Raw genomic sequence first — 20,571 nt, 5'->3', positions numbered from 1 at the left:
ACCTTGGCAAGGTGATGCGCTACCAACTGCGCTACGTCCGCACCGCGGCTTCCGGGAGGAACCCGCGACTCTCGCCGGCCGACCAGGTCGACCCGCGTGTCGCCAACTGTAGACCATGCCCCGGGGCAAGCGGACAGCGGCCCCGGGGGACACGCGGGCCGACGGGGCCGGTCCGTGCCCTCGGGGCGCCTCAGCCGCTCCGGTCCGGGCCCGCCCGCTCCGGGGTGACCCGCAGGATCACCCGCTGTTCCTTCTCCATCGCACGGCGGTACTCGTCCCAGTCCGGGTGCTCCCCGGCGACGGACCGGTAGTACGACTCCAGCAGGTCCATGGCCGCCGGCAGCGTGATGACCTCGCAGCGGCCGCGCAGCTGCAGCCAGTCCCCGAAGAACTCGTCCGGCAGCACGCACAGCCAGACAGTCGGGTCCCGTTCGATGTTCCGCACCTTGAACGCCGTCGCCCTGGTGCTGATGAGGACACGCCCCCGGTCGTCGACGGAGGTCATCACGGGGGACATCTGGGGTGAGCCGTCCGAACGGCGGGTGGCGAGCACGGCCCGGTGCTGCCGGCGGACGGTCTCCATCGCGGTGGCGAGCTCCATGGACGGTGATCCTGGCAGCCGGACCCGGCGCACGCGCCGCATGCCACACCGGGAAGCGGAAATCCGCGGCCACGAAGCCCCCGAACGGTGGGCGCGGCGCGGTACCGTGGACGCACGCTCGGTAGTCGGACCCGGGGCGGCCGGGGCGTGGGAGACCTGGAGGCTGGATGGAGCGCGAGGTACGTGGTGCCGACGGTCGTCAGTGGAAGGTGACCGGCCAGATGGAGTGGCGTCATCCGCTCCAGCTCGACGAGTTCGAACACGACGTCAGCGGGGGGAACACCCCGGGTGTCGTCATCTCCTCGTTCCTCGTGCTCTTCGTGGTCATGCTCTTCCTGTGGCGCCCCGAGGCCGTGATGACCCCGGCGTGGCTGTTGCTCGGCCTGGTGCTCGTGGTGGTGTTCTTCCCCGCGCGCTGGCTGCTGCGCCGCCCCTGGACGTTGATGGCGGAGACCAAGGGCGACGACGAGGAGCACCCGCCGGAGCGTTGGGTGGGTGTCGTCCGTGGCGTCGTCCAGGTCCGCCAGGACGCCGCGACGACCGCGCGCAACATCGAGGTCTACTCCCAGCCCAGCGGGGACGGTCCTCTCCAACCGGTCGACTAGGACCCTGGGGCCGCCCCGCACCGGGGCCGACGGACGTCGTCGGGCGCCGGGCGTTCGACAGGACGTCCGCGCCGGTACGCCCCACACTGGGGACGTGCCCGAGCTACCCGAGGTCGAGGCGATCGCCCACCACCTCCGCCAGCACGCGGTCGGTCGCACAGTGCGGCGGGTCGACGTCGTCTCCCCCACCGTCCTCAAGACCGTCGAACCGGAGTGGTCGGCGCTCATCGGTCGGGAGGTCAGCGGGGTCGACCGGCACGGGAAGTTCCTCGACGTGCGCTGCTCGGGGCTGAGCCTGGTCGCGCACCTCGCCAGGGCGGGTTGGCTGCGGTGGCAGGACGTGCCTCCGGCGGCGCCTCCACGGCCGGGTCGCGGTCCGCTGGCGCTCCGGGTGCACCTCGGGAACCCGGGGGAGGGGCCGGGTTTCGACCTCACCGAGGCGGGGACCAGGAAGGGCCTCGCGGTGTGGATCGTGGCGGACCCGCGTGAGGTACCGGGGATCGCGGCACTGGGGCCGGACGCCCTCGACGTCGGCGAGGAGGAGCTCACGGAACTCCTGGCCGGGCGCACCGAACGCGTCAAGACCGTGCTGACCAGGCAGTCGCTGCTCGCGGGGATCGGCAACGCCTACTCCGACGAGATCCTGCACCGCGCCCGGTTGTCCCCGTTCGCCGTGGCGGGCCGGTTGTCCGGCGACGAGGTGGCCCGGCTGGCCCGGTCCACGCGGGAGGTGCTGACCGACGCGGTGCGACGCACGGAGGGCCAGGAGGTGGCCCGGCTGAAGGGGGAGAAGCGCGCCGGGATGCGGGTGCACGGCCGGACGGGGCTGCCCTGCCCGGTGTGCGGCGACCAGATCCGCGAGGTCTCCTACCGCGACCGGTCGTCGCAGTACTGCCCGACCTGCCAGACCGGGGGCAGGCAGCTGGCGGACCGCCGGCTGTCCCGCCTGCTGCGCTGAGCCGCCGCTCGCCGTGCGCGGCTCGGCGGTGACCCGGCGGCAGCCTCCGGCCAGGCTCGCCGTGCCGCCCCCTCAGCGGGCGCTGTCCGCCGGACGAGCCCGCCGCGACGGTCCCGTCTCGGCGCCACCCCGGACGAAGACCAGCCGGGTGCCGACGGCCTCGTCCGAGGGACCGAGCTGCGTCGAGATCCCTCGGACCACGAGGATCGTCATGACGGCCACGACGAACGCCGAGAGGTTGAGCAAGGCGTGCAACACCACGCCGTCCGCCGCGGCCTGGACCCCCTCCCGGAAGCCCCACAACACCGCGAGCAGGGCCAGCAGCAGGTTCACGATCCAGGCTGCCCACCAGGCGCGGACGAGACGGGAGGGACGCGGTCGGCGGTCCGGGGGCCGCTCAGCCGCCGTGTGCTCCAGCTCCGTCAGCAGGATGCCGGGGAGCACGAGGTTCACCCCGGGCACGAGCACGCTCGCGAACACGTGCCAGGCGGGGCGGGACGACCGGACCCCGGCGTTCGCCTCGGCCGCGGCCCTGGCCCTCAGCAACCAGAGCAGGCAGCTGGTGGCCGACAGCGCCGCCGCGACCAGCAACAGTGCCGACGCCGTGTACACGAGGGCGTCGGAGAGGCGGACCGAGCCGGCGGCCACTCCCGCGTCCCGACTGCTCACCAGGAGCGCGTACCGCCAGCCTTCGGCGGCGGCGGCCAGCAGGGCCAGCAGTGCGGTCAGGGTGAGGCAACGCATCGAGAACCCGGCGAGCCAGTGCTGCCGGCTCGCCGGATCCACGGGTGGAGGAGGGGTGAACGGCAGGGCGCTGGGCGTGCGCCACGCCACGAGGGGGAAACCCCAACGCGGGGTCGCCGGGTAGGAGGGGGGCCCGGTGTACCGGGGTGCCGCCCGCCCGGGCCTCGGCACGTGCGGGAGGGTGGGCGCGTCGAGCCCGTCGAACCGCGTGTCACCAGCCATCGCCCGATCCTCCCCCGCTCGTGGTGTACGGCGTTCCGGCGCGTTCAGAGCACCGTCGGTTCGCTGCCGGCCCGCTCCGACACCACCGGGTTGCCGCTGGCGGCCCAGCCCTTCATGCCGGTGTCCACGTTGAAGGCGTCCCACCCGTTGCCGTTGAGGAACGCGGTGGCCCTGGCGGAGCGGCCACCGCTGCGGCAGACCACGAGGATCTCGTCGTCCTCGGGCAGTTCGTCGAGGCGACCGGCCAGTTCACCGAGGGGGATGTGGAGGGCGTCGGGTGCGTGTCCCGCCTCCCACTCGTCCCGCTCGCGGACGTCGAGGAGGGTCACGCCGTCGGTCAGCCGTTCCCGGACCTCGGTCACGGCGATGCTGGGTACCTGGTGTGGGTGCACACCCCGATGCTGCCACGCCGGTGCTGTCCCTGGTGTGTGGGCGGGTGCGGCACCGGCGTGGCGCCGGCTCACCCGTTCTCGGCGAGGTACTCGGCCAGCCGTGCGATCTCGGGGGTGGTCAGCGGGAGCTCCCCGGTGGGCTGGGCGTCCACCAGGTCGCGCGCGTGGAGCTGGTGCGGGACGAACGCTGCCTGCGTCAGCTCCTCAGCCGTGAGCCAGTCACCGCAGAGCGCGTACGCCACCCGGTGCATGCGGCCGAAGCGCGCCTCGGTGAACTCGGTGAACTCGGTGAACTCCTCGTCATGTCCTGCCCTCCGGTCTCGCCACACCACTGGTGTCCTCTCCGCGCGGCTACGGTCGGACCTACTACGCGGTGCGTGGTCCGGGTGTCGCACGTTCCCGAGGTCGGGTGGCGTGGCCGCCGAGCCGTGGGGGAGTGCGGCACCGCCCGGCCGTACCGGCGCCCGGTGCGGGGCGCGGGGAGGGCCCCGCGCCCCGGCTGGGCCCGGTCAGCGGTTGATCAGCGTGCGGACGGTGGTGACGAGCTCCGGGTCCGCCGTCTCCGGCGAGCCGGCCTCCCCGGGCGTCTCGGGCGCGTACTCGATGGCCAGCTGGATGGTGTCGGCCATCCGCCCGCCCCACAGCTCCCTCGCGAGCAGGAGCCCCATGTCGATGCCGGCCGAGACGCCGGCGGCCGTGATGACGTTCCCGTCGACGACGACCCGGTCGGTGACGACCTCGGCGCCCAGCCCGGCCAGGGTGTCGCGGACCGCCCAGTGGGTGGTGGCGGGACGGCCGGTGAGCAGCCCGGCGGCGGCGAGCAGGGTGGAGCCGGTGCACACCGACGTGGTCCACCGGGCCGTGGGGTGGGCGGCGGCGAGCCAGGCGATGAGGGAGCCGTTCTCCAGGACGGGCCGCCAGTGGCCGCTGCCGGGCACGACGATCACGTCCGGGTCGGGCAGTTCGGACAGGGTGGTGTCCGCGTGCAGGACCGCCCCGGAGTCGCAGGCGACGGGGCCGGTCCGCTCGGCGACGAAGTGCGTGGTCAGTTCGGGGTGGCCGGCCAGCACCTCGTACGGGCCGATCAGGTCCAGTGCGGTCATGTTCTCGTACAGCACGAAAGCCGCGCGCATGGTGTTCCCTCTCGTTGTCGCCCCCGGACGGAGGCGGGGTCGTGGTACCCGGCCGGTCCGAGCGCGGCCGGGGGCGTTCCTGGTGGGCATTGGTGGTCGCGCGGGCGCGCCGGCCGCGCGGGCGACGTGACGCGGCACCGCCGGGCGGCACGGGATCGGGGCTGGCACCGGGCAGAGGGCAGCCCCGGTCGACCAGGGAGCGAGTTCGGCCCGCAGGCCCGGCCCTCGTGCGGTCGGTGCTGTGGTCCTGGTCAGACCCCTCGCGTGCTGTGGAACCTGGCCCGGTAGGCCCCGGGGGGCACCCCGAGTTCCCGGAGGAAGGCGCGCCGCATGGTCTCGGTGGTGGCGAAACCGGTCTGGTTGGCGATGCGGTCCAGCCCGTCCGAGCCGGCTTCCAACAGGGCTCGGGCGGCGGCGACTCGACTCGCCTCCACGTACCGGCCCGGGCTGGACCCGGTCTCGCGGAGGAACAGGCGGCTGAGGTGGCGCGGGCTGACGGACAACAGGGAGGCCAGCGCTGGGACGGACAGGTCGGCCGCCGGATGGGTGGTGATGTGGTCCAGGACCCGCCGCAGCCCGGGGTCGGCGACGGGGCGGGACCGCGACCAGGCGCTGAACTGGGACTGGCCGCCGGGGCGTTGGAGGAACACCACCATCCACCGGGCGATCAGGCGGGCGGCCTGGGGTCCCTGGTCGTCCTCCACGAGCGCGAGCGCCAGGTCGATGCCGGCGGTGACACCGGCCGAGGTGGTCAGGTTCCCGTCCTTGACGAAGATGGCGTCCGGGACGACGCGCACCGTCGGATGGCGTTCCGCGAGTTCGTCGCAGTGCGCCCAGTGGGTTCCGGCCCGTCGGCCGTCCAGCAGCCCGGCGGCGGCGAGGACGAAGGCACCGGTGCACACGGAGGCCACCCGCCGCGCCCCCGCCGCGAGACGCTCGACCTCCCCGACCAGAGCGGGGTCCCGGGCCGCCTCCCGGTACCTCGGGCTGCCCACCACCAGCAGGGTGTCCGGCGGAGTGCGGACCTCGGCGAGGGCGCTGTCGGTGGCCAGCCGTACCCCCGAGGACGTCCGCACCATGCCGCCGGTCGGGGACGCGGTGCTGACCCGGTACGAGTTCGGCCGGATCTGGGACGCCGCGTCGAAGACCTCCAGCGGGCCCGCCGTGTCGAGCAGCACGCTCCCCTCGTACAGCACGAGGAGGACGGTTCGCTGCCGCGTGTCGCTGTCCACGCCGTCCACGATGGCGGGCGTGCGACGGGGTCCGCAATGACCAGTACCCCTCGGATCAGGACATGCCGGCGGGGGTCCGCCTCGGGGTGAGGCGGACCCCCTTCCCGGCCCTGCCCTGGCTCGGGCGGAGGCCGCGGTCAGTGTTCGGTGGCCTTCTCCGCTCCGGCGCCGCTGAGGGCTCGGACCTCCATCTCCCGGAACTTGGCCTCGTCGGGGCGGTCCTTGCTGAGCACGGTGCCCAGGTAGCCGAGCAGGAAGGACAGCGGGATGGAGACGATGCCCGGGTTGGACAACGGGAACCAGGCGAAGTCCGCGCCGGGGAACATCGCCGTCTCCGACCCCGACACGGCCGGGGAGAAGATGATCAGCGTGACGGTGATGCCCAGCCCGCCGTACATGCTCCACAGCGCGCCCGTCGTGCTGAACCGCTTCCAGAACAGCGAGTAGAGGATGGTGGGCAGGTTCGCCGAGGCGGCCACCGCGAAGGCGAGCGCGACCAGGAAGGCGACGTTCTGCCCGTTGGCCGCGATCCCGCCGAGGATGGAGACCACGCCGACGACGACCGCCGTGATCCGGGCGACCCGGACCTCCTGCTGCTTGTCGTCGAGCTTCCCCCGCTTGATGACGTTGGCGTAGATGTCGTGAGCGAAGGAGGCGGAGGCGGTGATCGTGAGCCCGGCGACCACCGCGAGGATGGTGGCGAAGGCGACGGCGGCGATGAACCCGAGCAGCAGCGGCCCACCCAGTTCGGCCGCCAGCAGCGGTGCCGCCGAGTTGACCCCGCCCGGGGCGTCGAGGATGGTGTCCCGTCCGACGATGGCCGCAGCCCCGTAGCCCAGCACCAGGGTGAACAGGTAGAACAGCCCGATCAGCCAGATGGCCCACTGCACGGACCGCCTGGCCTCCTTGGAGTTCGGCACCGTGTAGAAGCGCATCAGGATGTGCGGCAGGCCGGCCGTGCCCAGGACCAGCGCGATCGCGAGGGACAGGAAGTCCAGCCTGGTCAGTTCGGACATCCCGTACTGGAGGCCGGGGTTGAGGATCTCCTCGGTGCCGCTGGCGTCGACGGCGGCGCCCAGCAGCGACGACAGGTTCATGCCGTACATGGCCAGCACCCACAGGGTCATGACCCCGGCGCCGGCGATGAGCAGCACCGCCTTGATGATCTGGACCCAGGTGGTGCCGCGCATCCCGCCGATGAGGACGTAGAGGATCATCAGCGCGCCCACCACGGCGATGACGACCGACTGGCCGACCCGGTCCTGGATGCCGAGCAGCAGCGCGATCAGCCCGCCGGCGCCCGCCATCTGGGCGAGCAGGTAGAAGAACGAGACCGAGAGGGTGGAGATGGACGCGGCGACCCGGACGGGACGCTGCCGCATCCGGAAGGACAGCACGTCGGCCATGGTGTAGCGGCCGGTGTTGCGCAGCAGTTCCGCCACCAGCAGCAGCGCCACCAGCCAGGCGACGAGGAACCCGATGGAGTAGAGGAACCCGTCGTAGCCGTGGACGGCGATCGCGCCGGCGATGCCGAGGAAGGACGCCGCCGAGAGGTAGTCGCCGGAGATGGCGACGCCGTTCTGGGACCCGCTGAAGGCCCGACCGGCCGCGTAGTAGTCGGCCGCGGTCCGGGTGTTCCGGCTCGCCCGGAAGACCGCGATCATCGTGATCAGCACGAAGATCCCGAAGATCCCCATGTTCAGGTAGGGGGATCCCCCCGCGGTCTGCGCGAGCAGCGGCCCGGTGGCGGTGGGGTTCGTCATCCGCGTCCTCCCTCGACCCGCTCCCGGACCGCCTCGGCCAACGGGTCGAGGCGGCGGTTGGCGAACCTGATGTACAGCACCGTGATCAGGAAGGTCGTCACGAACTGGAGGAGCCCGAGCAGCAGCCCGAGGTTGATGTTGCCGAGGACCCTGACGCTCATCAGGCCGTGCGCGTAGTCCGCCAGGACCACGTACAGCAGGTACCAGGCGAGGAAGAGGCCGGTGGTGGGGAAGACGAAGGTCCGCAGCCGGCGCCGCAGTTCGACGAAGTCCGGGCTTTCGTGGGCCTCGTGCCACGTCGTCGGCGACGGGCCGGCGTCGTCCGGTGGTGTCGTGCTCACCGCTACCTCCCAGCATCGCGAGGGTTCCCATGCTGGTATTGGCCGCGTCACATGCGTAAGCCTCCAAACGGGGGCTTAGGGCAGTCGGGTAGCCGAACGAATCCTGTCCGGTTTCGCCGGTTCTCCTCGACGGAGGGTGAGGGGCGTGTGCGGGGTGAACCCACACGGCCGCTTGCACCGTCACCCCTACCTGCGGTACGGGGAGGGCTCCTCCCGGGTGACCGAGCGCAGCGGGGTCGGTGGCGCTCCCGGCCGCCATGGGCACGCGCGGTCGACCGCGCCTCCGCGTTCGGGCCGAGGGGTGGGCGCTGTCCCGGGCTCGGCCGGGCCCCAGATGACCTAGTCGGGTTCCGGGGCGCGGTGCCGCCCAGACCTCGGCTGGTCGCCCGGCCCCCCGAACCGCTCGACGTCCCGGTCCCGGATGAAACCCAGCCGGTCCGGCGCGTGCATCCTGAGCATGACCCTGGCGACGTCGAGCGGCACCCGGTCCTTGGTCAGCCGGCTGACGCCGATCATGGTGGCGAAGGCCAGCGGCACCGTCACCAGCGCCGGTTGGACGAGCAGCACGCCGAGCCAGCCGCCCAGTGACGGCCCCCATTCGCTGAGGACCGCCGCCAGCACCGACAGCCCACCGCCCAGGACGATGCCCGAACCCGCGCCCCACGCCGTCAACCCGCGCCACCAGATGCCCAGCAGCAGCAGCGGGCAGAACGTCGACGCGGCGACGGCGAAGACCAACCCGACCGTCTGGGACAGGCTCAACGAGGAGAACCCCATCGCCACCGCCAGGGGGATCGCCGTCGCCACCAGCGTCCACAGCCGGAAGTCCCGCACCTGGCCGCCGGAGGGCAGGTCGGTCGACAACACCCCGGCGACGCACACGATCAGGCCGGCCGAGGTGGACAGGAACGCCGCGAAGGCCCCGGCGGCGGTGACCGCCCCGAGCAGCTTGCCCAACCAGTTGTCCAACATGGCCGTGGGCAGCAACAACACCGCCGCGTCGGTGTCGCCGGTGACCAGCAGCTCGGGGACGTAGAGCCGGGACAGGGCTCCGAAGACGGTCGGGAACAGGTAGAAGAGGCCCAGCATCGCCAGGACGAACAGGGTCGTCCTCCGGGCCGCGTGGCCGGTCGGGTTGGTGTAGAAGCGCATCAGCACGTGCGGCAGGCCCATCGTGCCCAGGAACGTGGCGAAGATCAGCGAGTAGGTGTGGAAGAGGCCCTGCGGCCCCCGGTCCTGGGGCTGCGCCCAGGACGAGTTGTCGGACACCGCTCCCTCGACGACGGGGACGTCGGAACCGGCGGTGAAGTGGAGCTCGGTCCCCGCCGCCACGGTGTGCTGGTCCCCCGCCCAGTAGACCGCTCCCGACACGGGCGCGCCGTTGACGGTGCCCTCCGCGCGGAGCAGCACCGGCCGGTCGACCGTGAGCACCACGTTCGTCTCCACGGTCACGGTGGTGTCCCGTTCGAAGCGGGGCGGCATGTCCGCCACCAGCTCGCCCCGGGACGTCGACGGAGTGCTGAGGAACGCGGTGAACAGCAGGAAGGCCGGGAGCGAGATGGCGAACAGCTTCACCCAGTACTGCATGGCCTGCACCAGGGTGACGGCGCGGAGCCCGCCACCGAAGACGTTGACCAGCACCACGAGCGCCACCAGCACCACGCCGACCTCGTTGGGCAGTCCGGTGACGGTGGTCAGGGTCAGGCCCGCTCCCTGGAACTGCGGCACCACGTACAGGGAACCGATGACCAGCACCACCAGTGCCGTCAACTTCCGCAGGCCGACCGAGCCGAGTCTCGCCTCGGAGAAGTCCGGCAGCGTGTACGCCCCGGACCGCCGCAGCGGGGCGGCGACGAACATCAACAGCAGCAGGTAGCCGCCGGCGAACCCGATCGGGTACCAGAGACCGTCCACCCCGTCGCGCAGGACCAGGCCGGCCACCCCGAGGAAGGACGCGGCCGAGAGGTACTCCCCGGAGATCGCGGCCGCGTTGCGCTCGGCGTTCACCAGTCGCCTCGCGACCAGGAAGTCCGAGGTGGTGTGCGCGGACCGCGACCCGTACACGCCGACCGCGAAGGTGACGACGGCCATCACGACGATCCCCGACAGCGCCCACGGGTTCAGCTGCATGCGATGCCTACTCGATGTCGTCGAACCGAACGCGGCAACGCTAACCAATCACGTCGGACACGGACCGTCGCGGTCGGGGGAGCGGGTTCCCCGGCTCGGCGGAGGGGGAGGGCCGTCCGTCAGTTCTCCACCATGTCGATGAAGTCCCGTTCGTGGCGTTCGGCGCGCCACTGGTAGACGAGGCCGACGACGAGCATCGCCGGGAACGGGGCCGCTCCGAGCAGGAGCCAGGAGATCTTGACGTCCCCGATGGTCCACGCGCCCAGCTCGGGGAGCCAGAAGAACAGCAGGGGCAGCATGCCGATGGTGCCGAGGGTGGTCAGGGTCAGCAGCAGGGCCGTCCGCAGCTGGGCGCGGACCAGGCTGCGCACCAGCGCCTCGCCGACGCTGGTCTGCTCCTCCAACTCGACGATGGTCCGCACCGCGCGCCGTCCGCCGCGGCGGTCGGCCAGTACCACCCGGACCCGGCGGGGTGGCGCTGTCCGGTCCCGACGCGGCCGCCGGGAGGTGCGGGAAGGGCCCCCGGCCGGCACCCGTCCCTCGGGACCGGTGCCCGGGAGGTCCTCCCCGGTCGCGCTCACCGGGTCGGCCCCCAGCCGTTCTTCGGGGCTCGCACCAGCCTGTCCTTCAACGCCCGGGTGTGACGTCGGCTGACCGGGAGTTCGATGGCCTGGTCGCCGGCCCCGAGCCGGACCGAGTACCCGGAGGAGGACATCCGGAGTTCACTGACCAGTGGCAGCGACACCAGGTACGAGCGGTGGATGCGGGCGAAGCCCACCTCGCTCCACCGTTCCTCCAGCTGCGACAGGGGTATGCGGACGAGGTGACTGCCGTCGGTGGTGTGCAGGCGGGCGTAGTCGCCCTGCGCCTCCACGTAGCGGATCGTGGATCGCGGTACCAGCTTGGTGGTGCCACCGAGCTCGACCGGGATGACCTCGTCCTCGGCCGGTGTCGCGGCGGCTTGGTCCTCCTTGGACCGCCGCATGCGGTCGATGGTGCGCAGCGCCCGGTCGACCCGCTCGGACTTGATCGGCTTCACCAGGTAGTCGATGGCCCCGACCTCGAAGGCGTCCAGCGCCCGGTTCTCGTCCCCCGTGACGTACACCAGGGCCGGTGGCTCCCGGAACGCCGCGAGCACCTTGCCCAGCTCGACGCCGTCGAGGCCCGGCATGAAGATGTCGGCGAACACCACGTCCACCGGGCAGAGCCCCGCCTGTGCCCGTGCCCGCAGCTCCGGATCGTCGCTGCGGATGATGCGCAGCGCCTCGGCGGCGTCGAACGCGGTCAGCACCCGCGCCACCCTCGGACTCCGGTTCAGCTGGTAGGTGATTTCCTCCAGCCCGCGGTCCTCGTCGTCGACCGCGAGCGCGATCAGACCCGAGTTGTTGGCTTGAGCGGTCACCGTAGATTCATATCCTGCCGATCACGGTTCTTGCGAGCCAAGGTGCTTCGTCCACCCGAGGGTGTGAACATTTCCTCGCTGGTTGTGACGGTGTTGCTCCATCAGAGACCAAGTCGGCTCCAGACGGCCTTGTTGTTCAGACCCTCCACTGCGGCAAGTAGTGAGTCGGCGGCGCGGCTGCCGCCCGAGGCGCTGCTGAGGCCGAGCCTGGCGAGCAGGGGGCGTTTCGGTTCCGAGATCGCGATCTCGGCGTCGGGGAACCGGGTGGAGACGACCTGCCGCAGCGTGCCCAGGCCGTCCACGAGACCGAGTTCCCTCGCCTTCGCCCCGGTCCACACCTCGCCGCTGAACAGGCTGTCGTCCGCACCGTTCAGCCGGTCGCCCCGGCGGGAACGCACCCAGTCGACGAACTGCCCGTGCAGGTCGCGCTGCACCTCCAACAACCAGGCGACGTCGTCCTCCCGTTCGGGGAGGAAGGGGTCCAGCCGAGCCTTGTGCTCGCCCGTCGTGTGCAGTCTGCGTTCGACGCCAAGCCGCTCCAGCAGCCCGGTGAAGCCGAAACCGCTGCTGACCACCCCGACCGATCCCACAAGGGAGCTGGGGTGCGCGTAGATCTCGTCCGCGGCGCAGGCGATCCAGTAGCCGCCGGAGGCCGCCGCGTCCTCGCAGAAGGCGAGCACCGGAACGGGGCCACGGGTGCGGGCCCGCCGGTCGGCCAGCTCGCGGACCCGGTCGGCGACCAGCGCCGACTGGGTGGGGGAGCCACCGGGCGAGTTCACCAGCAGCACCACGGCGGCCAGCCTCTCGTGGGCGAAGGCACGCGTGAGCGGGGCCTCCACGGAGGCCAGGTTGATGGTCCCCCGGTTCACCGGGGACGGGTTCGAGCTGATCACGCCGTGCAGGCGGACCACGGCGACGGTCGGCGACCGGTCCACTCGCTCCGCGAGCCGTCCCGGGAGCCTCGCCGTCAGCTTGTCGGTCATGCTCATGCCTGCACAGCCTACGGGGATTCCGCCACCGGTGGGGGTCCCGCGACCACCGGCCGCCGGTGCCGCCCGGGCCGCGACGGGTGTTCTCCCGGGGCCGCGACCGCTCACCTCGGACGGCGTGCGCCGCCGGATACCTGGTCCTCCGCCGGTTGCCGTCGGCGCGGCAGGTCGTGGCCCGGCCCCTCCCGCCGGGGCGGCAGGGACACCTCGACCCGCTCGGCGAGTTCTCCTGCCCAGCGCGGCCCCGCCGCCACCTCCGGAGCCCGCCCCTCCGCCTCGGCTGCGACCCCGGACCCGGGACCCGGATCGATGTCGGGGTCGTCGAGGGGTTCCGGCTCGTGCAGCGGCGGAGTCTCCGGTCGCACCCCCGGGGCGAACTTCGGCACCCGCAACGTCACCCGCATCCCCGCGCCGACGTTCGTCTCCACCACCAGGCCGTACTGGTCGCCGAAGACGGACTGCATGCGGTCGTGGATGTTGCCGAGTCCGACGTGGGCGCCGGTGAGGTGGGCGGTCGCCAGCTCACGGTTCAGCCGGCCGGGGTCCATGCCGATGCCGTCGTCCTCGACGCTGATCAGGGCGTCGGAACCGACGTCGGTGGCCGCCACCGTGACGGTTCCACCCCCCTTCTTCCCGGCGATGCCGTGTCGGACGGCGTTCTCCACGAGGGGTTGCAGCACCAGGAAGGGGATCACAACGGGCAGCACCTCCGGAGCGATCCGCAGCTGAACCCGCAGCCTGTCCTCCCCGTACCGCGCCCGTTCCAGGGTCAGGTAGCGGTCGACGTTGCGCAGCTCCTCCGCCAGGGTGGTGAACATGCCCGTCGCCCGGAACGCGTACCGGGTGAACTCGGCGAAGTCCTGGAGCAGGTCCCTCGCCTCGTCGGGATCGGTGCGTACCAGGGAGGAGATCGTGTTCAGCGCGTTGTAGACGAAGTGCGGGGAGATCTGGGCGCGCAACGCCTGCACCTCGGCTCTGGCCAGGCGTTCCCGGGATTCCTGGAGCTCGGCCAACTCCAGCTGCCCGGACACGTAGTGCGCCAGCTCGGTGGAGGCCCTGATCAACCGTTTGCCGCCGTTGGCGGCGATGACGACCAGGGCTCCCAACACCTCGCCCTCCACCGTCAACGGGACGACGAGGGCGTGCCGCATCGGGCACGACCGGCGGTCGCAGTCGAGGTCCGCGTGGCTCACGTGCTCCCGCTTGCCCGTCCTGACCACCACGTCGATCGCCACCGAGAGGTCCTGGTAGTGGTGGTTGGCCTCGCCGTCCCAGCTCAACAGCCCGCTGTTGTCCGCGAGGCCGATCGCCACGCAGTTGAGCAGCTGTCTGAGCTGCGGCATCGCCCGGTCGGCGGCCTCCACCGTGAGCCCGGAGCGCAGGGCCGGGCCGGCGGCGGACACGCGGTGCAGCGCGGCCAGGGTGGCGTCCTCGACGGAGGTGCTGACCCGGCGGGCTCGGCAGAGCATCACGAACATGCCGAGCACGCCGATCACGGCGAGAGTGGTGAGGACCGTGCGTTCGGTCATGAGCTCACTCACCCGTACATGCTCTGACGAACGTTGCCCGCTAGGCAATGCGCGGGCCGGTTGTCGCCCGAATGGACCAGCGAAAACGGTGTTCGCATTGCCCTGGGTGAGACACTTCTCCGGCTGTCGGACAGCGCTCCCGCCCCGCCGGGCGAAGCCCTGGTGGGAGGCCGGTCACCATCCGACGCCGACCCCCGGCCGCGCCCGGCTCAGTCCGCCGTCACCCGCAGCGTGCGGAACCCGCGGATGACGAACTCGGGGCGCCGCTCCGCGGTCCCCGCGAGGCGGAGGTCCGGCAGCTGGCGGAGCAGCGACTCCAGCACGGACACCACCTCGATGCGAGCCAGCGGAGCGCCGAGGCAGTAGTGGATGCCAGCGCCGAACCCCAGGTGCGGATTGGCGGACCGGCCCACGTCGAGCCGGTCCGGCTCGGCGAAGACCAGGGGGTCCCGGGCCGCGGCGCCCAGCAGCGCGGCGATCTTCTCCCCCGGCCGGACGACGTGGCCGGCGATCTCGACCTCCTCCAGCGCCGTGCGTTCGAACAGCTGGAGCGGCGAGTCGTAGCGGATCAACTCCTCCACGGCGACCGGGAGGATCTCCGGGTCCGCGCGCAGCCGATCCCATTCCGCGCGGTGGGTCAACAACGCCACCATCCCGTTGCCCACCACGTTCACCGAGGCCTCGTGGCCGGCCATCAGCAGCAGCACGGCGGTGGCCACCAGCTCGTCCTCCGACAGCCGCCCCCCGTCCTCGTCCGTCACCGCCACCAGGTCGCTGACCAAGTCATCTCCGGGGCGCCGGCGGCGGTGCTCCGCCAGCTCGCGCAGGTAGGCGACGAACTCCCCGGAGGCCCGCTCCGCGTCGCGCCGGAGCTCGTCGTCCAGACCGTACTCGTACATCTTGACGATCGCGTTAGACCAGGGCTGGAGGAGGTGCCGGTCGGACTCCGGCACACCGAGCAGCTCGGCGATCACCCACACCGGCAGTGGCCCGGCGACGTGGTCCAGGAGATCCGCCGAGCCCTCGTCCGCGATCCGCGTCGCCAGCTCCGCCACCAGCCGGTCGGCCAGGTCCCGGACCCAGGGGCGCAGCCGTTCGACGTGACCGCGTCCGAAGGCCTTCGCCACCAGCCGCCGCAGCCGGGTGTGCGTCGGCGGCTCGTTCTCCAGCAGGGAGTTGCGGTGCAGGAGGTTGAAGTCGACGAAGCTCTCCAGGGGCCGGGCGTCGGTCCACACCCGGCCGAGTGACCGGTGCCGCAGCAGCGCCGAGCAGGCCGCGTGCGACACGGCCACCGCCAGCCCGAGGCCCTCGTGCCAGTGCACCTCACCGGCCTCCCGGAGCCGGGCGAAGGTCGGGTACGGGTCGGCGAGGAAACCGGGGTCCGCCGGGTCGAAGAGGGCGGGAGAACCGGAACGGGAGACAGCGCGCACCCGCGCACCGTAGTGCTCCCCGTGGCCAGGAGTCCACACACCGCCCCGGCGGGCGCGCGGCCGTTACCGCTGGTCACCGGGCTTGTTCCCGGCGTGTCGTCCTCGGGGTCGCTCGTGGGGACCCCGCAGTGCGGACCGGGCACCGGCACGGTGGCCGCCGCCCGGCCCGGTGCCCGCTCCCCGGCCGCCCGGCTGGTGGGGAGGCCCCTTCCCCGCCCACCACGCTCACCCGGCCGAGGTGTCGACGAGACATGGGCGCGGCGCCCCTCGCCAGTCACTTCCCGTTAACCCGGCGTGGACATCCTTCGGGCATGCCACCAGCAGTGGTCGCCCACCGGGGAGCGTCCGCGTACCTGCCCGAACACACGAGGGCGGCGTACGCCCTCGCGATCGAGCAGGGCGCCGACGGGTTGGAGTGCGATGTCCGGCTGTCCAGGGACGGACACCTCGTCTGCGTGCACGACCGGCGCATCGACCGCACCTCCACCGGGAGCGGAGTGGTCAGCGCCCTCCCCCTCGACCGGCTCTCCGCCCACCGCTACGACCGGAACGGCAAGGCCGGACGAGCCCAGGAGCACCAGTCGGTCCGGGGGTTCTCCGCCCTCCCGGGAGGGAGTGCGGCGCCGCCGGCAGCCGAGTTCGGGTTGCCCGACGTCGGCCTGCTGCGGTTCACCGATCTGCTGGGCATGGTCCGCGACACGGACCGGCCGATCCGGCTCTTCGTCGAGACCAAGCACCCCGTCCGCTACCGCCACCTCGTGGAGCGCCGGTTGGTCGCCGACCTGGCCGGCCACGGGCTCCTCGCGCCGGGGCCGGGCGGAACCGCGCCGGTCACCGTCATGTCCTTCTCCGCGAGTGCCGTCCGCCGTGTCCGCCAGTACGCGCCGGCCCTCCCCACGGTGCTCCTGATGCGGTCCCTGTCCGGCCGCCGGCGCAACGGGTCGCTGCCGCCGTGGGCCGACCACGCCGGACCCGGCATCGACCTGCTGCGTTCCGACCCCGACTACGTGCGCCGGGCGGCCTCCCACGGCAACGACGTGTACTGCTGGACGGTGAACGAGCCGTCGGACGTCCGGCTCTGCGCGGAGCTGGGGGTCCGCTACCTCGCCACGGACGCCCCGGCCGACACCCTGCGAACCCTCGCGAACCACCCGTCGGCTACCGTCGCTGACGCGGTGTGATCCCGACGGGGGACACCGCGGCGGCGACCCGTCGTCGTACCGGCATATCGACATGTGGCGTCCGCCCGGCGTCGGCTCGCGACACCCGGCCGGGAACGGCGCGGCCGGACCGGCGGGCGCGCCGGGGCGGCGCCGGAACTCACCAGGAGGTCCGGATGGCCAAGCGCACCGCTACCAGGGGGAAGAAACGCCCCGAGTCGGGCGTGAACCCTCGGCAGCCCTGCCCGTGCGGATCCGGCAAGCGGTACAAGGCCTGCCACGGCGCCGAGGGCGGCGCGACGAACGTCATCGTGACCAGGCCTTTCGACGGGCTTCCAGCGGAGCCGGAGCTGATCGCGCTCCGCGAGTTCGTTCCGTCGGCCACCGTCGAACTGACGCTCGTGGACCAGCCGACCGACCGGACGATGGTGCTGGCCAGCGTGTTGCCGATGGCCGCCGCCGCCCTGGTGCGGGCCGACGGCAGGGCCTTCGTCGGGCTCCAGGTGCAGACCAGGTCGGGTGACGTGAGCCGGGACGTGGCCCGCGCGGTCGAGTGGGCCAGGACGGCTGCTCCGGGAGACAGCCTGCCCACCGTCGGCCCGGACACCGCCGAGGGCGGGCCGCGCCTCCAGGACCTGCTCGTCGCCGACGCGCCGTTCGACGTCCAGCTGCACCCGGACTTCTCCTGGTGGATCCCGGAGGACACCGAGCCCTCCGCCGAGGTGAAGCTCTCCCTGGAACGCGCCAACACCGCGATCATGCCGACGCAACGGCTGGCCGTCGAGGGAGTGACCGCCGCCTACTGGGTGGACGCCGGCGAGAAGGCGCACCTGCGGTGGGTGCGGCCCGAACCGGAGGAGCGGTTGTTGGACGCCCTGGCCCGCCTGTCGGCGCGGGGCGAGTTGGCCTTGGGCGAGGGCAGCAGGTACGCCGGATCGTTTCGGGCGCACGGGCTGCTGGTGCCGGTGTGGGACCTCGACCCCGAGTCGCACGCGAAGGAGTGGGAGCAGCCGGCGGCCGAGCTCGGCCGCCGCCTGGAGACGGCGTTGGCCTCGCTGGACGAGCAGCCGCTGGACGCCTCGGAGCGGCGGGCCAGGAACGGGCTCACCGGTCGTCAGATCACCATCCGCTGACACCCGGTCGCCCCCACCCCGGTGGGGGCTCGGCGGCGTCAGTCCCGCGTGACCGGGGCGGAGACGGAGCCGGTCACGCGGGGTCGCCGTGCCAGCTGGTCGGCCAGCCGCGTGGTTCGGCCAACCGGGAGCGCGGCGGGCACCGCAGCGCGCGCCGCCCCGCTCCCCTGACCGATCGCGTGTCCCACCGGCATGTGGCCGGCCGGACCCGGTCCTGGGTGCGCCCCCCACCGCCCGGCCTGGTCGGTGGTCGTCGGCACGGGCCCCGGTCGCCGCTCAGGTCGTCCTCCCCCTCGTCCTCGGTGGCCTCCAAGCACGCAGGGCCGGGGGCGTCCCTCCTGGGATGCCGGTCACCCCTGGTCGGCGGTGAGGGCCCGCAGTGCCGAGGTGGCCATGATCGCGGCGGCCTCACAGGGGGGTTCGAGCAGCGAATCCTCGTCGAGGTACACCTCGTGCTCGACGACGAGTGCCTGCCCGTCGTTGACCTCCACGGCGAGCACGCACCCCTCCGGGTCGTCGCCCGTGACCCACACGGCGGGGTACCCGCTCAACCACAGCCGTTGGACGTCCGCCGGGTCGGCGTCCTCCGCCAGCGCCGCGGCGTTCCGCCGCCCGGCGAGCAGCGTGTAGTGGACCTCCAGGTTCGACCAGTAGCCCGGTTGGTCGCACTGGCTGCCCCCGTGCACCTCGTACTGGAAGCTGTCGGTGACGTGCAGCATCTCCCAGGTCTCCTCGTCGACGAGCGCGCAGCTGTCCACGTCGGTGAGGTCGAGGTCGGCGGGGCGGTCTCCGAGGGAGACGGTGAGCTCACCGGGCCGGTCGCCGCGCAGTTCGTCCTGGCGTGCCGGGTCCAGCAGGGCGTGCACGGCGCTTTCGGCCGCCCGGTGCGCCTCGTCGCAGGTCCGTTCGGCCGTCAGCAGCGGCCCGGTCGCGAACCGCGCCACGGCGATCGCCTGGTTGCGCCCCACGCTCACCCCCACGGCGCACACCTCGGGCGAGTCCTCGCCCGCGTGGTACCCGGTGGCCGGGTAACCGGCGACCACCAGGCCGTGCCGCCGCTCCGAGCCCAGCTCGTCACCGAAGGAGGCGCCGTTGCGGGACGGCCACACGGCGATGGAGTAGAAGCCGAGGGAATCCTCGTCAGCGGAGAGGAACCGGCATTCCATCCCGGCGGGATCCCCGACGAGCGGTACGGGCTCGGGCTCGTCCGCCAGCCCCAGGTCCCGCCGCTCGGTGGCGGTGAGCAGTGCGCACGCGTTCACGTCCGTGACGTCGAGGTGTTCCCGGTCGACATCGATCCCACCCGTGGGTGGGGAGGATGACGGTGCCGGGGAGGACGGCGGTTCCGACGGCTGGGACGTGGTCTCCTCCCCTTCCGCGCAGCCGGTGAGCAGGGCGGCCGCGACGAGGAGTACGACGCTGGGCCGAACGGAGGGCACGAATTACTCCCGTGGGGTGAGCGAAACAGGGTCACCACGCGAGTGGGATCGATTTCTCGTCCGGTCGTGCCCGCGTGGTGTGGAAAGAGCGGCGAGCACGATACCGCGATCCTCCGCCGCCGGTCATCTCCATTGCGACCGGGCGCACACGCCGTTCCCCGGGTCTTTTCCGCACCGGGTCGAGGAACGTCGTTGTTGGCAAATCCCCCACTGGCGTGGTGGGTGGGAATCGTCGTTCCTGTCGGTGTCGAAGGCTCGGCCCTCCCCATTCTCGAGACCGGTGCCCCGACGGCGTCGGTACGGGAACTGGGTGCTGTTCACCCGTCAGGGAGGGCGAATGCCGTCCGGGATGCCGCGAGGAGCGGCGTTCCCCTGGGTGAGCGGCCGGACGGCGGTGCCGGTTTCGTCCTGTTCGGCTGGTCGGCGGGGCGCGCTCATCGCGACGTGCTCGTGGGGACGCGACCACCGTGCGCGGTTGGCGGCCGGACGGGAAAACGCGGTCCGATCACACATCGCCACCAGAAGGGGGTTGTGTACCGCTGTTATGGCCGGAAGAATATCCCACGGCGAGAACCGGTACCACTCGTGAGCGGTCGGGGCCTGGCCAGGCCCCGGGGGAACGTTTTCGATGCTTGGCCTGGGGGTGTGCGCTGGCGCGCGGCCGGCGGCTGTACCTGGTTGTCCGGAGTGTTTCCGGATTCGGGTGGTAGTCGTTCAGGTCACGCGAAAGTGATTTCGAATTCGACCCGAGCACACTTGTCCCTTGGTGTTGTTCGGGGATCGCGTCGCGCTGGTCGGGTGGCCAGTCGGGGGGTAACGTGAGTCAGGATTCATATTATGTCGATCTGGAATCCCTTCCACAGGTAATCGCGAACCTGAGTTACGTGCAGGGTGAACTGTTGCGGGAGATCCGGCGACTGGCGGAACGTTTCGAGCTGCTCTCCTTCCGGGGGGACGACATGGTGAGCAACAACGCCACCAGGGAGTTCAGGAGGCTCGCGCTGGACCCCGACGACCAGTCGCTGACCACGGCGATCGACGTTCTTGAGGACGCCATAAACCACCAGGTGGAAGCACTGTCGGCGGCGCTTCGCGAGTACGCGTCCATGGAGGAGACGAACACCGTCCCGCCGGCCGAGTTCCAGTGGCCGAACGGGCGGGTCGACCACGCGGGAGACGGGAATGGCAGGTAGCGGGAAGTGGTGGGCCGGGGGCGCCGTGGTGCTGGTCACCGGGGCGGTGGTGGCCTACCTGGCGGTGGCGCTGCCCTCCGGGGAGGCCGGCCAGGCACACCCCGGCGGTACGGGTTCGGCCGTGAGTTCGGAGCCCGAGGAGCCGCCGGACCCCCGGTACCCGCCGGTGGAGAAC

The 20,571-nt window shown here is 72.2% G+C and carries 21 protein-coding genes; 6 read left to right on the top strand and 15 right to left on the bottom strand.

Translation table 11 applies throughout. The features are described 5' to 3' along the window. Positions 1-190 precede the first annotated feature (190 nt). Positions 191-601, bottom strand: a complete 411-nt coding sequence (locus tag ACTIDRAF_RS0213550; RefSeq protein ID WP_016699277.1) for a PPOX class F420-dependent oxidoreductase — start codon at positions 599-601, stop codon at positions 191-193. 167 nt (positions 602-768) lie between these two features. On the opposite strand from ACTIDRAF_RS0213550, the gene ACTIDRAF_RS0213545 reads away from it, so the two are divergent. Next, positions 769-1,206 (top strand): hypothetical protein, encoded by a 438-nt coding sequence (locus ACTIDRAF_RS0213545; protein ID WP_016699276.1) that lies wholly within the window; start codon positions 769-771, stop codon positions 1,204-1,206. A gap of 94 nt (positions 1,207-1,300) precedes the next feature. Further along, the gene (locus ACTIDRAF_RS0213540) at positions 1,301-2,164 is read left to right on the top strand and encodes an Fpg/Nei family DNA glycosylase (protein ID WP_016699275.1); all 864 of its coding nucleotides are present in this window, start codon (positions 1,301-1,303) and stop codon (positions 2,162-2,164) included. A 72-nt stretch (positions 2,165-2,236) separates the two neighbouring features. On the opposite strand, the gene ACTIDRAF_RS0213535 is transcribed toward ACTIDRAF_RS0213540, so the two are convergent. The 13 genes from ACTIDRAF_RS0213535 to ACTIDRAF_RS0213475 all read right to left on the bottom strand — a co-directional run bounded on the left by ACTIDRAF_RS0213535 (position 2,237) and on the right by ACTIDRAF_RS0213475 (position 15,471). Then, positions 2,237-3,130 (bottom strand): DUF4328 domain-containing protein, encoded by an 894-nt coding sequence (locus tag ACTIDRAF_RS0213535; protein WP_016699274.1) that lies wholly within the window; start codon positions 3,128-3,130, stop codon positions 2,237-2,239. A 44-nt stretch (positions 3,131-3,174) separates the two neighbouring features. Then, positions 3,175-3,522 (bottom strand): rhodanese-like domain-containing protein, encoded by a 348-nt coding sequence (locus tag ACTIDRAF_RS0213530; protein WP_052168825.1) that lies wholly within the window; start codon positions 3,520-3,522, stop codon positions 3,175-3,177. 68 nt (positions 3,523-3,590) lie between these two features. Then, a complete protein-coding gene (locus ACTIDRAF_RS0213525; RefSeq protein WP_157163021.1) occupies positions 3,591-3,851 on the bottom strand; it encodes a hypothetical protein in 261 nt (86 codons plus the stop codon). Between the two features lie 180 nt (positions 3,852-4,031). Next, the gene (locus ACTIDRAF_RS0213520; protein ID WP_016699271.1) at positions 4,032-4,655 is read right to left on the bottom strand and encodes a DJ-1/PfpI family protein; all 624 of its coding nucleotides are present in this window, start codon (positions 4,653-4,655) and stop codon (positions 4,032-4,034) included. A gap of 251 nt (positions 4,656-4,906) precedes the next feature. Then, positions 4,907-5,887 carry a GlxA family transcriptional regulator gene (locus ACTIDRAF_RS0213515; RefSeq protein WP_016699270.1) on the bottom strand — a complete coding sequence of 327 codons (981 nt, stop codon included), beginning with the start codon at positions 5,885-5,887 and terminating at the stop codon, positions 4,907-4,909. Positions 5,888-6,024: 137 nt separating this feature from the next. Then, the gene (locus ACTIDRAF_RS0213510; protein ID WP_016699269.1) at positions 6,025-7,650 is read right to left on the bottom strand and encodes a solute symporter family protein; all 1,626 of its coding nucleotides are present in this window, start codon (positions 7,648-7,650) and stop codon (positions 6,025-6,027) included. Further along, the gene (locus ACTIDRAF_RS0213505) at positions 7,647-7,991 is read right to left on the bottom strand and encodes a DUF485 domain-containing protein (RefSeq protein WP_016699268.1); all 345 of its coding nucleotides are present in this window, start codon (positions 7,989-7,991) and stop codon (positions 7,647-7,649) included. Before ACTIDRAF_RS0213505 ends, ACTIDRAF_RS0213510 begins: the two co-directional genes overlap by 4 nt. 339 nt (positions 7,992-8,330) lie before the next feature. Next, positions 8,331-10,121 carry a sodium/solute symporter gene (locus ACTIDRAF_RS0213500; protein ID WP_016699267.1) on the bottom strand — a complete coding sequence of 597 codons (1,791 nt, stop codon included), beginning with the start codon at positions 10,119-10,121 and terminating at the stop codon, positions 8,331-8,333. A gap of 119 nt (positions 10,122-10,240) precedes the next feature. Further along, positions 10,241-10,543, bottom strand: coding sequence for a hypothetical protein (locus ACTIDRAF_RS0213495; RefSeq protein ID WP_157163020.1), 303 nt, complete (start codon positions 10,541-10,543; stop codon positions 10,241-10,243). Between the two features lie 155 nt (positions 10,544-10,698). Then, positions 10,699-11,523 (bottom strand): LytR/AlgR family response regulator transcription factor, encoded by an 825-nt coding sequence (locus ACTIDRAF_RS0213490; protein ID WP_016699265.1) that lies wholly within the window; start codon positions 11,521-11,523, stop codon positions 10,699-10,701. 101 nt (positions 11,524-11,624) lie between these two features. Next, a complete protein-coding gene (locus ACTIDRAF_RS0213485; protein WP_016699264.1) occupies positions 11,625-12,512 on the bottom strand; it encodes a S49 family peptidase in 888 nt (295 codons plus the stop codon). Between the two features lie 104 nt (positions 12,513-12,616). Then, on the bottom strand, positions 12,617-14,041 hold the full coding sequence (locus ACTIDRAF_RS28760; protein WP_016699263.1) for a histidine kinase: 1,425 nt from the start codon (positions 14,039-14,041) through the stop codon (positions 12,617-12,619). A gap of 209 nt (positions 14,042-14,250) precedes the next feature. Beyond that, a complete protein-coding gene (locus ACTIDRAF_RS0213475) occupies positions 14,251-15,471 on the bottom strand; it encodes a cytochrome P450 (RefSeq protein ID WP_016699262.1) in 1,221 nt (406 codons plus the stop codon). A 311-nt stretch (positions 15,472-15,782) separates the two neighbouring features. Here ACTIDRAF_RS0213475 and ACTIDRAF_RS0213470 point away from each other — a divergent pair, with 311 nt between their 5' ends. Together ACTIDRAF_RS0213470 and ACTIDRAF_RS0213465 are read left to right on the top strand one after the other, a co-directional pair. Further along, positions 15,783-16,652, top strand: a complete 870-nt coding sequence (locus ACTIDRAF_RS0213470; RefSeq protein ID WP_039787230.1) for a glycerophosphodiester phosphodiesterase — start codon at positions 15,783-15,785, stop codon at positions 16,650-16,652. Between the two features lie 155 nt (positions 16,653-16,807). Continuing rightward, positions 16,808-17,764 (top strand): DUF5926 family protein, encoded by a 957-nt coding sequence (locus ACTIDRAF_RS0213465; RefSeq protein ID WP_016699260.1) that lies wholly within the window; start codon positions 16,808-16,810, stop codon positions 17,762-17,764. A 350-nt stretch (positions 17,765-18,114) separates the two neighbouring features. On the opposite strand, the gene ACTIDRAF_RS0213455 is transcribed toward ACTIDRAF_RS0213465, so the two are convergent. Continuing rightward, entirely contained in the window at positions 18,115-19,203 is a 1,089-nt protein-coding gene (locus tag ACTIDRAF_RS0213455; RefSeq protein WP_016699258.1) for a DUF3558 domain-containing protein, read from the bottom strand. An 884-nt stretch (positions 19,204-20,087) separates the two neighbouring features. On the opposite strand from ACTIDRAF_RS0213455, the gene ACTIDRAF_RS0213450 reads away from it, so the two are divergent. Next, the gene (locus tag ACTIDRAF_RS0213450; RefSeq protein ID WP_016699257.1) at positions 20,088-20,396 is read left to right on the top strand and encodes a hypothetical protein; all 309 of its coding nucleotides are present in this window, start codon (positions 20,088-20,090) and stop codon (positions 20,394-20,396) included. Continuing rightward, positions 20,386-20,571, top strand: a 186-nt coding sequence (locus ACTIDRAF_RS33815) for a hypothetical protein (protein WP_157163019.1), incomplete at its 3' end; no start/stop codon positions are given. The genes ACTIDRAF_RS0213450 and ACTIDRAF_RS33815, both read left to right, overlap by 11 nt.

It is taken from the genome of Actinoalloteichus spitiensis RMV-1378, assembly GCF_000239155.1.
In the GTDB taxonomy this organism is placed as follows: domain Bacteria; phylum Actinomycetota; class Actinomycetes; order Mycobacteriales; family Pseudonocardiaceae; genus Actinoalloteichus_B; species Actinoalloteichus_B spitiensis.
This window is presented reverse-complemented; position numbering and strand designations above follow the sequence as displayed.